At 45.0% G+C, this 12,850-nt stretch carries 8 protein-coding genes; 7 read left to right on the top strand and 1 reads right to left on the bottom strand.

Annotated features, from left to right (window positions below; translation table 11 throughout):
- Window positions 1-59 precede the first annotated feature (59 nt).
- The 6 genes from AB4167_RS13815 to AB4167_RS13790 all read left to right on the top strand — a co-directional run bounded on the left by AB4167_RS13815 (window position 60) and on the right by AB4167_RS13790 (window position 10,551).
- Window positions 60-1,484: an amino acid permease gene (locus tag AB4167_RS13815; protein WP_048605567.1), complete on the top strand. Its 1,425-nt coding sequence runs from the start codon at window positions 60-62 to the stop codon at window positions 1,482-1,484.
- A gap of 573 nt (window positions 1,485-2,057) precedes the next feature.
- The gene (locus AB4167_RS13810) at window positions 2,058-3,491 is read left to right on the top strand and encodes an amino acid permease (RefSeq protein ID WP_017069519.1); all 1,434 of its coding nucleotides are present in this window, start codon (window positions 2,058-2,060) and stop codon (window positions 3,489-3,491) included.
- A 427-nt stretch (window positions 3,492-3,918) separates the two neighbouring features.
- A complete protein-coding gene (gene ygjJ, locus AB4167_RS13805; RefSeq protein ID WP_004734431.1) occupies window positions 3,919-4,983 on the top strand; it encodes a protein YgjJ in 1,065 nt (354 codons plus the stop codon).
- A 15-nt stretch (window positions 4,984-4,998) separates the two neighbouring features.
- Entirely contained in the window at window positions 4,999-7,386 is a 2,388-nt protein-coding gene (gene ygjK / locus AB4167_RS13800) for an alpha-glucosidase (RefSeq protein WP_372136670.1), read from the top strand.
- A gap of 392 nt (window positions 7,387-7,778) precedes the next feature.
- Entirely contained in the window at window positions 7,779-9,119 is a 1,341-nt protein-coding gene (locus AB4167_RS13795; protein ID WP_017060807.1) for an MATE family efflux transporter, read from the top strand.
- A 322-nt stretch (window positions 9,120-9,441) separates the two neighbouring features.
- A complete protein-coding gene (locus AB4167_RS13790; RefSeq protein ID WP_017063316.1) occupies window positions 9,442-10,551 on the top strand; it encodes a phosphatase PAP2 family protein in 1,110 nt (369 codons plus the stop codon).
- A gap of 38 nt (window positions 10,552-10,589) precedes the next feature.
- On the opposite strand, the gene AB4167_RS13785 is transcribed toward AB4167_RS13790, so the two are convergent.
- Window positions 10,590-11,522: a LysR family transcriptional regulator gene (locus AB4167_RS13785; RefSeq protein WP_017063315.1), complete on the bottom strand. Its 933-nt coding sequence runs from the start codon at window positions 11,520-11,522 to the stop codon at window positions 10,590-10,592.
- A 101-nt stretch (window positions 11,523-11,623) separates the two neighbouring features.
- Here AB4167_RS13785 and chrA point away from each other — a divergent pair, with 101 nt between their 5' ends.
- Window positions 11,624-12,769, top strand: a complete 1,146-nt coding sequence (gene chrA / locus AB4167_RS13780; RefSeq protein WP_136981655.1) for a chromate efflux transporter — start codon at window positions 11,624-11,626, stop codon at window positions 12,767-12,769.
- The last annotated feature ends 81 nt before the right edge of the window (window positions 12,770-12,850 follow it).

The raw sequence follows: 12,850 nt of genomic DNA, 5'->3' as shown, positions 1-12,850 counted from the left end.
CCCTACAAGGAAGCATTGAGAAATAACGACTATAATTACGTGATTCCTCGGAGGACACTATGTCTGAATCTGTACGCGGTAAGTTAGGCAAATTTGCCCTACTCTCCATGACATTTGCAGCGGTATTTAACGTTCGCAACATTGTAAACAACAACATCGAATTGGGATTGAGTTCAGCCCCTATCTTTTTGCTCGCGACCCTTATTTACTTCATTCCGTTCGTGTTCATCATTGCTGAATTCGTATCAGCAAATAAAAATTCTGAGTCAGGCATGTACGACTGGCTTAAAAAACCGCTAGGCTCAAAAGCAGCCTACCTAGGTTCGTTCCTATACTGGTTCGTAAACCTTTTCTGGTTTGTATCTCTGCTACCAAACGTAATCGCTTATGCGTCTTACGCGATGTTGGGCTATGAATACGCCTTCTCGCCAGTCGTCACATCGGCTATCTCGATTGCTCTGTTTGCAGCAGCGACACACATCTCAACCAAAGGCGCGAGTTGGCTAGGTAAGATTGCCGAGATCGTGGCCTACGGTGTATTCGCTCTGTTTGCAATCTACGTTATCGGTGCCCTAATGGCATTGGGCGGCAACCATGAACCAGTAGAACCAATCACGCTTGAAGCAATGACTCCGACCATCAACTGGGCAACGCTAGGTATCATGTGTTGGATCTTCCAAGCAGCCGGTGGTGCAGAAACCGCAGCCGCTTACCTAAACGATGTTAAGGGCGGTCACAAGTCTTTCATCAAGGTTATCATTGGTGCAGGTATCGCAATCGGCGCAATGTACGCAGTGGGCTCTCTACTTGTTAACGTATTCGTTGCTCGTGATGAACTGACCTACGCTGGCGGCATGGTTGAAATCTTCACAGGTATGGCGAACTACTTCGACATTTCACAATCTCTAACGGGTCGCTTTGTCGGTATTATCCTATTCGTTGCTATGTTCGGTTCGATGATGATGTGGACAGCAGCCCCAGTAAAAATTCACTTTTCTGAAATTCCTAAAGGTGTTTACGGCGAGAAGACAACAGAGCTTAACGAACACGGCGTGCCAGTACGTGCAGCTTGGTGGCAGTTCGCGTTTGTATTCGTGATGCTTGTGGTGAACGGCTTCGGCTCTGAATCAGTACAAGACATGATGAACACAGCAATCAACCTAACGGCTGGTACAGCAATGCTTCCGCCTATCTTCATCATGGTGGCGTACTTTGTATTCCGCTTGAAGCATGACGACACACCGCGTGATTTCCGCATGGGTACTCGAGTTCAAGGTATGGCTGTTGTCTCTGTACTTATCGGCATCTTCGTTGTGAGTATGACGGCATCTGCATTCCCAACAGGTGTTGACCTAGTTCAAGCCTTCTTTATCAACGTATTCATGACAGCGGTATTCTCTGGTCTTGCTTGGTGGTGGATCTCTCGCTTTGAAAAAAAGCAGGCAGGTAAAGACGCAAAGCTAGAAACAGCTAAGCAATCGTAGCACTCTGCATTATCCCCAACAAAAAAGCGCCTACCAAGGCGCTTTTTTTGTTTTAAATCAGACAATTAAAAAGACAAACCAAAAAATAAAAACGGAATTCCGTCAAGGTTTCACTTCACGAAAAACACCAATTAATAGGTAATAAAACTCGAATAAAAACCAAGGTAAAACATTAACTAAATTTATTTACTCAAGGTCACATATTTGATCAATTTCGATTAACTTCCCGCCGCTTAATCTTTAATCTTCTTGCTGAAGAGACAAACTAATTCATATAAAAAAAGCGGCAAAAAAACCCTACAAGCCCTATAAATCGTCGCTCATGAAACAAGCAATCTCTTCAATGAACTTCTTAATCTTTAACTCTTTATTTTGGTAATAACTTTACTGAAACACCAGAGAGAAAAAGCCCAAAGAAGTCCGATCGTAAATCTATAAAAACAACAATGAGCCAACCCTGACAAAACAAAGCGGGTGTTTGCCAAACCAACATAACAATAAAAGTGCGGCCTAGAGCTTCCCTCTCTAGGACCAAGTTATAACGATCATCAACGTGATTCACCGGAGAACATCATGTCCGAAAATAAACGCAGTACGATAGGCAAATTTGCCCTACTGTCTATGACCTTCGCGGCGGTATACAGCTTCAATAACATCATTAATAACAACATCGAGATCGGCCTTTCCTCGGCTCCGATGTTCTTTCTAGCAACCATCTTTTACTTTGTGCCATTTTGTTTGATCGTTGCAGAGTTTGTGTCACTGAATAAAGACTCTGAAGCGGGTGTTTACTCTTGGGTTAAAAGCTCTCTAGGCGGCCGCTGGGCGTTTATTTCAGCTTACACCTACTGGTTTGTTAACCTGTTCTTCTTCACCTCTCTGCTCCCTAGAATCATCGCTTACGCGTCGTATGCGTTCTTAGGTTTTGAGTACATATTCACGCCAATGACCACCGCAATTCTAAGTACTATTTTGTTTGCGGTCGCGACTCATATCTCGAATAACGGTGCGAAATTACTGGGCCCTATCACCTCACTAACATCATCACTGATGCTGCTGCTAACGATGTCTTACATCTTGCTATCTGGCGGTGCTTTGGTAGGCGGTATCGAGCCAGCTGACCCAATCACCATTGAAGCCATGACACCAAGCTTCAACTGGGCATTCCTTGGCGTAATCACTTGGATCTTCATGGCGGCAGGCGGTGCAGAATCGGTCGCGGTTTACGTTAACGACATCAAAGGCGGTCACAAGTCTTTCGTTAAAGTCATCATCATTGCCGGTATCTTCATCGGTGCGCTTTACTCGGTAGGATCTGTGTTAGCAAACGTGTTTGTTTCGCGTGAAGAGCTTAAATTCACAGGCGGCTCAGTTCAGGTATTTGAAGGGCTAGCAAGACACTTTGGCCTGTCTGAAATCTTGATGAACCGTTTCGTTGGTGTGGTTTCATTCACGGCGATGCTGGGCTCTCTGCTGATGTGGACAGCAACACCGGTTAAGATTTTCTTCTCTGAAATCCCTAAAGGTATCTTCGGTGAGAAAACGGTCGCTCTAAACAAACAAGGCGTTCCAGAGCGTGCGGCTTGGATTCAGTTCTTGATTGTGATTCCACTGATGTTCATTCCGACACTGGCGTCCGATACGGTTCAAGATCTGATGAGTACCATTATCAACATGACAGCTGCAGCATCGATGTTGCCACCGCTATTCATCATGATCGCGTACCTTAATTTACGTTTGAAGTTGGATCACTTACCTCGTGATTTCAGAATGGGCTCACGTATGACAGGCATTACCGTGGTCTCGATTCTGATCGGCATTTTCACTGTTGGCTTCTTTGCGTCAACCTTCCCAACAGGTGCTGACATCATGACCATCATCTTCTACAACGTGGGCGGGATTGTTATCTTCCTTGGCTACGCGTGGTGGAAGTACGGAAAATATGAAAAAAGCTTATCTCCAGAAGAGAAAAAACTAGAAGCAAAACCTGAACCGGCGAACGCTTAGTTTACCCTGCACTCTGATTTAAACTTCGGGCACTCTGACTTAAACTTCAGGCACTCACATTTGGTGAGTGCCTTTTTATTTGTCGGTACATTTCCACTAACCATCTCGATTAAATCAAAGCCATTCAAGAATCAAAACATTCGAACCAACAATCTAACCACCCATCAAACAATTCACCTCCCGAATACTTACAACCCTAGCCATACCTCTGCAAATTCAACTGAAAGTCAAAATAAAAACAAAGTAAATATTTACTAAAAATAGATCACACTTTTAAACTTAATTAATTTTAAACATCAAAATTATCATTAATATTGGTTTTGCGATCGTAAGTAACCTGACCAATACGCCTTGAAGAGCACCCCATATTAGAAGTCAGAACTGCTTGCGAACCTTCATTTATAACCCCGACACAGAAGTGATTAAAATGAAAAGTAGTTTTACTAAAAACACTCTTATTACAAGCTGTATTCTTGCTGCCTTAAGTACCACTGCCCACGCGGAAGAGTCCGCAGCAAACCACAGTGATACTCAGCCTCCTCAGACAGAAACTGAAACCCTATTTAACTTTTATGGTGAGCTTGGCCTTGGTGGTCACGTGGCACTCGAAGGTGATGATAAAGGCCGCTACGCAGACGGTACTTACATTGAAGCTGGCTTGGCTATCGAGCACGGTAATTGGTTTGGTCTTGCTTATATGGAGGGCTGGACAGTACAAGCCGATGACGAAGGCAATGCTTGGGCAACGGGCCACGGCTGGGGCGGTTTTGAAGGTGGTTTCAACCGCTTTTACGCTGGCTACCGCACAGATAACAAAACAGAATTCATGATTGGTCGTATGGACTCTTCATTAGATGACGTTCAATGGTGGGGTGACCCTACGGTTGAATACGGCTACGCGATCTCAAACACGCGAGACGTGCACCTTGGTGTGAAGATTCAAAACCTAGAAGGCAAGCTTCGCTACAGCGTTTCTTTCGCGCCAGAGTCTGACTTCTCTGAAGACGATGCTCTTGTTCACTTCGGTAAATACGACAGCTTCGCAGACCAATGGAAAGATAAGAACGCCATGGTCAATGGTTACCTTCAATACGATCTGACCGACGACTTAACCCTAATGGGTGGTGGTGAAGTTCGTAACAACGATGGTGGTGAACTATTGCTATTGGGTGCTGAGTACAAAAACTTCGCCACTCGTGTTTGGCACGATACAGATAAAGGCAACCAAGAGTCTTTCGGTAGCGAGTCTGGTATTCAAACCAGTGCATGGTACGAAGCGGCACAAGGCGTTTACCTATCTGCAGCCTACAACTACGCAAACTTTGACGGTGACAATGGCGACAAAGAAATCACCTCTTACATCAATGCTGGCGTTTGGTATGAATACGGCAACGGCGCGTTTGCGACTGCTTTCGATAGCCGCTTTGGCGTAGGCAGCGACACTGAAATCGGCGACGCTCAGGTGTTCGCAATGCAATACTTCTACTGGTAATAACAGGAACTCATCATGAAACTGAATAAATCATTCGCAGCTCTCGCTATTGGCGCAGCACTTGTTGTTACTGGCTGTACATCAAACTCTAGCTCAAGTTCTGATGCAGAGCAACTGCAAGCAAACGAATTTAAGAACGTTATCGACCGTACTGGTTCACCTGAATACATGCGTGACTACGACTTCGATGACCATCAACGCTTTAACCCATTCTTCGATCTAGGCGCATGGCACGGTCACTTGTTGCCAGATACAGCAGAAGGCATGGGCGGATTCCCAGGAACGGCACTGCTTACTGAAGAATACATTAACTTCATGGCAGATAACTTTGACCGCCTAAGCGTGTTCAAAGATGGCAAAAAAGTCGCATTCACCATGGAAGCTTACAGCCTGCCAGGTGCATTAGTTCAGACACTAAAATCTGACGATGTAACGGTAGAAATGACGATGCGTTTTGCTTCAAACCGTACCTCTCTGCTAGAAACCAAAATCACAACCGACTCGCCGGTTGAGTTAGTGTGGGATGGTGAACTACTCGAAAAGACACACGCGAAAGAAGGCGTGGCGCAAACCGATAAAACAATCGCTGAAACTTACCCTGAGTACGACCGTCAAATCGTCGCGACCGACGATGGCCTGAAGGTCACCTTTGGTAAGGTGCGTTCAACGTGGGATCTGCTGACTTCAGGTGAGTCTGAGTACCAAGTTCACAAATCAATTCCAACACAAACCACGGTTGATGGCCTAACGTTTACTTCAACGGCAAACATTGAAGCATCGACGACTATATACACCACATACTCACATGTTCTAACGGCAGAAGAAGCGCAAGCAGAACAGCCAGAAATCAAAAAGATCATGGCAAACCCTACCGATTTCTTAGCGGCATCAGCAGAACGTTGGGAAGGCTACCTAGAGATGGGCTTAACCAACCCGAACGCGACACCAGAACAAGAACGTGTTGCGGTAAAAGCGATGGAAACCCTAAACGGTAACTGGCGTGGCGCAGCAGGTGCGATGGAGTTTGATTCAGTGACACCATCAGTGACCGCTCGTTGGTTCTCAGGTAACCAAACTTGGCCATGGGACACATGGAAACAAGCCTACGCAATGGCTCACTTCAACCCAGACGTAGCGAAAGACAACATCCGTGCGATGTTCGCTTACCAAATTCAGGCCGACGACGCTGTTCGCCCTTGGGATGAAGGCTACGTGCCCGATTTATTGGCTTACAACCTAAGCCCAGAACGTGGCGGCGACGGTGGTAACTGGAATGAACGTAATACCAAACCAAGCCTAGCGGCATGGGCAGTAATGGAAGTCTACAAGACCACCAGCGATGAAGCTTGGCTCGAAGAGATGTATCCAAAGCTCGTGGCTTACCACGATTGGTGGCTACGCAACCGTGACAACAACGGCAACGGTGTACCTGAATATGGCGCAGCACGCGACAAAGCACACAATACACCTGAAGGTGAAATGTACTTCACTGTGGTTCGTGGCGACAAACATGAAACCGTCGTAGGCCAAGCAGCACTGGATAAAGTTGTGGCTGAAGGTAACTACGATTACATCGAAAGCCCAGCTCAAACAGCCGCATCTTGGGAATCAGGTCGTGACGATGCAGCCGCATTCGGTTTCATCGATAAAGATCAGCTAGACGCGTATGTGGCGAACGGCGGCAAGCGCAGCGATTGGGATGTTGAGTTCGCTCAAAACCGCGCTGAAGATGGCACATTACTAGGCTACTCGCTACTGCAAGAATCTGTCGACCAAGCAAGCTACATGTACAGCGACAACAAGTACCTAGCAGAAATGGCTGACATTCTTGGTAAAGACGCAGAAGCGAAAGAGTTCCGAGAAAAGGCTGAGCATCTGTCGAACTACATCAACACCTGTATGTTCGACGAAGGCACTAACTTCTTCTACGACATTCGCATTGAAGACAAACCACTAGCCAACGGCTGTGCAGGTAAACCGATTGTAGAACGTGGTAAAGGCCCTGAAGGTTGGTCACCACTGTTCAATGCAGCTGCCACTCAAGCTAACGCTGATGCAGTTGTCTCTGTAATGAAAGATACAGAAGAGTTCAATACCTACGTTCCACTAGGCACAGCGGCGCTTTCTAGCCCAGCGTTTGGCCCAGATATTTACTGGCGTGGACGCGTTTGGGTAGACCAATTCTACTTCGGCCTAAAAGGCATGGATAGCTACGGCTACCGTGACGATGCGATTGAAATGGCAGGCGCATTCTTCGACCACGCCGATGGCTTGGTACAAGACGGTCCTATCCGTGAGAACTACAACCCGCTAAACGGTGAACAACAAGGTGCTCCAAACTTCTCTTGGAGTGCTGCCCACCTATACATGTTATACAACGATTTCTTTACTGACGCAGAGTAAGTAAAAACCTATACCTGTCTTCTGAAATTCAATGAAAATCTAACCTCATAAATTTCAGACTTTGGCACTCAGTTTCTCGCTGAGTGCCTTTTTTATATCTGAAGTAACGTAAGCGAAAAACAAGCACTTAGACCATTTGGCCTACCATGATCCTTTTACTCTGTTCGTTGTACTCAGCTAACACAGGCAAGCTTTTACTCACAAAAAGCAAAGAGTGCTCTTGCTATGAAATCCCATTCAAAAATTTCATCACCCTCACTGAAATATTGAATTCTGAAGACTTATTCGAATTTTATTTATCCTTATTAGCCTTCCGGACATTAATTTGATAGTCGTTTACTAAATAATAGCTAAACTATAGCGTCGCCTACCCCTTTTTTGAGAAAACCCAAATGCCTAATGCTGATTCCACCCTAAACAAACGTATGGGAATCGTTGCGCTCACCTGGCCAATTTTTATCGAAGTTCTTTTAAGAACCGCACTCAACACCAGTGATGTATTCATGTTATCGGGATACTCGGACAAAGCCGTGTCTGCCGTTGGTGTTATTTCTCAGATATCCTTTTTCCTGATCATTGTCTCGACCATGGTCAGCAGTGGTACGGGTATTCTAATCGCGCAATACAATGGTGCTTCCCGCACTCAAGAGAGCGCTCACGTGGGTGTAGCAAGTATCATTCTGGCCATTATTGCCGGTGTGCTACTGAGTGTGATTGCCGTTCTTGTTGCTGAATATTTTATCCCGCTTTATCAACTCGAACCTCAAGTCGAACAGTACGCGCAAGAATACCTGTTCATCAGTGGTGCTCTCACCTTCAATGTAACCATAGGTGTGGTTCTCACCACTATTTTGCGCAGTCATGGCTATTCAAAGTCACCGATGGTGATCAATATGATTGCAGGTGTCATCAACGTATTCGGTAACTACTGTGCCTTATATCAACCTTTTGGTTTGCCTGTATACGGCGTGCAAGGGGTTGCGACCGCGACCGTCATTAGCCAAGTAATCGGAATGTTGATCTTGATTGGTGTGGTCAGAAGCAAAGGGATTTATCTACCAGTGAAGCAGTTTAAATCTGTGCCGAAAGCCATCTATCAAAAAATCATGAAGATCGGCTCGATGAACGCTGGAGAAGTGCTCTCTTATAACATGGCTCAGATCAGCATTACCTTCTTTGTAGTGCAGATGGGTACGTCTTCACTGGCTGCGTTTACTTACGCACAAAACATCGCTCGCCTCTCTTTTGCGTTTGCACTGGCAATTGGTCAAGGCAGCCAAATCCAAACAGGCTATTACATTGGTAAGGGTTGGATCGACGAGATTACCAAGCGCGTGCAACGTTACTTTGTGGTTGGCTTTATCGCGTCAACCGCGATCACCTGCATGGTGTATGTGTTCCGTTTCGAAATTCTCGATCTGTTCACGCAAGATCCAGAGATCATTGCGCTAACGGCGGCACTGATTGCAGGTTCCATCATTCTTGAAGCTGGACGAGTATTTAACCTTATCTTTATCTCTTGTCTAAAGGCTGCTGGCGACATTAAATTCCCGATCAAAATGGGCATTCTCAGCATGTGGGGCATTGGGGTTGCCATGAGCTATTTGCTTGGCGTGCATTGGGGTTATGGCGTATTGGGTGCTTGGATGGCAATCGCGATGGACGAGTGGTTCCGTGGAATCATCATGGCCTATCGCTGGCGAGCTAAGAAATGGACTCGATTCTCTTTTTAGGTTGTTGTTGATACGTCGAAATTTATCTCGACCAAAAGAAAAAAGCGCTAGGGGGAGCTAGCGCTTTTAAGACCAACTAAGTCCGTTTAGCCTGGTAGATTTTTAAGCTATATCATGAGGATATAACCAATTTTTTTACTTAGGTAAATCAAAAAGCCTATTCTTTACGACTGCCTTGAGTCGTAAATTAAGTATAGTCGGGTTGTGAAAAATGGAAGGAATTATTTCATTTATTTTTGTCGCAGAGACCAAGCCCAGAGTAGAAAAACAGCTCAGATGAACTAACCTTTAATCATGATTGGAAATCTTGAGGAGGGGCTATATGGATTCAGAAACGACCACCGCCAAGCCCGCGCCTCGAAAAGAACAATCAACCTTGCTAGCTTCCCTACTCCATGAATTTAGAAGAAACAAACTGATTTTATGGTACGTGGCATTCATTGCTCCGCTCACCTTAACCATCAACCTATTTGTCCCAAATAATATGAAGTATGACATCTATAGTTATATCGATGTCTTAATTACCATTTGCTATGTCACTTTTATTATCTGGGCAACGTATTATTACTGTTATTTACTGTTTAAGAGAGAAAAAAAACCGACTATACGATTCATCAAAAAAGTGAAATCACTGCTATTTCCTATCTCGAAACCCATTTACTTTGTCTTGTTAATGCTCGCTTTGAACATCTCATTTTCGAGTTACACGTTTATCAAATCACTCATCCCGCACTTCAATCCTTACACTTTAGACCTCGCTTTTTACCACTTAGATAAGTGGTTGCACTTTGGCGTATCTCCATGGGAACTCACACACTTCTTCCTGCCAAATGCAGCTTCAACTTTGGTGATGAACTTCTTATACAACTTATGGTTTTTTCTGATGTGGGGAATGTTACTTTTTTTCATCATCTATCGAAAAGATGACCAACTTCGTAATCAGTTTATCCTGACCTTTTTGATATCTTGGTTTCTCCTAGGTAACGTCATAGCGACGCTGTTGTCGTCTGCGGGACCCGCCTACTTTCACCACTTCTATGAACAAGATCTCTATCTTAGGTTAATGGAACGTCTACAAGCGCAAGACCTCCAGTTAAAGCAAGCGAATCTATTCCCACTTTGGATGCTATCCGCACAGGATATGCTTTGGGATAGCTATGTTACTGGCATAAGAGGCCGAGGAACGGGAATATCTGCGATGCCTAGTTTGCATGTCACTATCGCAGTGTTAATGGCAATGACAGCATTTAGGTTGAACAAAAAGCTGGGATATTTGGCGTGGGGTTATGCTTTTATTGTCCAGATCGGCTCCGTTCACTTGGCTTGGCACTATGCAATCGACGGATACTTAGGGGCGATATTAGTCGTGGCTCTTTGGCACGCTATTGGTTACTGGTTGCGAAGACGGACACCACCAATCAAAGCTCCATAAACTAGATATGTCCCCCCCTTATCACATCGGATAACAAGTTAATCTCTTAGACCCGTTACTTCTTTAACAGCCTGACTAATGGTTTTTCTCAGATGGATACTTTTATCATCGAGTTGCTTTCCTTTGCGATAAACAAGTTGAATGTCAAAATCAGGAACCTCTATCGGCGGGGCAACGGCGATCAGCGAGCTCTCCACATTAGGGTCAGTTCGGGCGACCAATTTAGGCACAATACACAGCAACTTCCTACCACTGATCAGTCGTTTTACCGTCAAAAAATTACTCGATGCAATCGCCACTTTTCTCGTATAACCGAGTTCCGCTAATTTTATGTCTACGCCCGTTTTTAGAGAACCATTAGGGGAAACTAATGCATGCTCGACAGACACAAATGTCTCTAGCGACATCGGCAGTTCAACACCAAGCACTGAGCTATCAAGTAAGCAAACATGCTGCTCGGTGTAGAGTTGATCAATACCAAACAGCTTAGGCACCTCTCCAAAACTACCTATCGAGATATCCAGCTTTGCCTGTTCAAATACTTGCTGATAGTTGCTTCGATTAACATTAAAAAATGCGACTTGAGAGTTTGGTGAAGCTTCTTTGATCAAATCGAATATCATTGGGCCAAACATCTGCTCTGCGTAATCCGTCAACCCTATTTTCCAGCTCCCTTTGAAACTCTCGGTCTCAAAACGTTTAGATAACAGAACTTCAGACTGGATGGTATTCAGTAGCGCGTCCACGGTACTTGATAGTTCAATGGCTCGGTCGGTCGCCTCCATCTTGCTACCTACACGCTCAAACAAAGGGTCATCAAACAACTTTCGTAGCCTTTGTAAGCTATGGCTCATCGCAGATTGGCTGACATAACAACGCTCAGCAGCCTTACTCACGCTATTCGTTTTATACAAAGCCTGCAGTGCAATCAACAAGTTAAGGTCGACCCCTTTCCAATTAAAATCAGCCATGCTAATCAACCCATTTCATTCATAGTTATAATTAAAACAATTAATTTGAATCATAGTCTAACTCCACCTAAATTACGCTAAACATTTATCTGGAATCGATCATGCTTTCAATTTTTAAAACCTTTTTCTGGCTTGGCTGGATTAGCTTTGGTGGACCAGCAGCACACATTGGCTACTTCCGTAAAACCTTTGTTGAGAAACTGAATTGGTTGTCCGACGAAGAGTACGGGCAGATTGTCGCTCTTAGCCAATTTCTACCGGGCCCAGGTTCAAGTCAGGTTGGCTTTGCGGTTGGCTACAAGAAAGGTGGATTAACAGGTGCTATTGCTGCATTTGTCGGCTTCACCTCCCCATCTGTGATTCTGATGCTGATATTGGCGTTAGTCAGCAACCAACTATTGGAAGCACCACTTTTCAATTCAATCATTCACGGGCTTAAGTTATTAGCGGTAGTGGTTGTGGCTGATGCTACCTTTGGTATGTACAAGAACTTTTGCCAATCGAAGATAGCAACCGCCTTATGTGTGATTACCGCGATTGTTCTGCTACTGATTCCAGGCATCTGGCCTCAAGTTTTAGTGCTTCTATTTGCAGCAATGGTTGGCAGTAAGTTCTTGACGTCTCAAGAGCTCAAAACGATACCTTCAACGCAAAAAATATCGGTAACGCCTCTGGTGATTTTTGTTGCTTTGCTGGTTGGTCTGCCTCTATTCAGTGCTTACTCTCAAGGTATTGAAGTGTTTGGCCTGTTCTACCAAGCAGGTAGCTTAGTATTCGGTGGCGGCCACGTGGTACTTCCGTTGCTACAAAATGGTATTGGTGACCAACTGTCTCAAGATGCCTTCCTAACAGGTTATGCAGCAGCACAGGCAGTACCAGGGCCTATGTTTACACTTGCGACTTACTTAGGTTATGTATTGATGCCATCGGCACCGATCACTGGCGCACTACTCGCAACGATTGCTGTGTTCTTACCGGGCTTCTTATTACTACTGGGTGTACTGAAGAACTGGCAGGCGATTGCAAGCAAACCTTTAGTGGCAGGCGCTCTTACTGGTGTGAATGCGGCGGTTGTCGGTTTGTTATTGGCGGCACTATATCAACCGATCTTCACAAGCGCAGTAAGCAGCGGCATAGACTTCGCTCTGATCATTGTTGGTGTGTGGTTATTGAAAACAATTAAGATGCCGATTGTAGGTTTAGTGGGTACCTTTATCGCCGCTGGTGCGATGCTTAACTATTTATAATTAAGCACTTAGATACCCAACTTTAGATACTAAACTGAGTTACAAATAATAGCCCCTGATCAGGAAACTCATCAGGGGCTA

It is taken from the genome of Vibrio sp. 10N.286.49.E11, from assembly GCF_041469505.1.
GTDB classification, from domain to species: Bacteria; Pseudomonadota; Gammaproteobacteria; order Enterobacterales; family Vibrionaceae; genus Vibrio; species Vibrio crassostreae_C.
The sequence above is the reverse complement of the archived record's forward strand: the minus strand, read 5'-3'. Positions and strand labels throughout refer to the sequence as shown.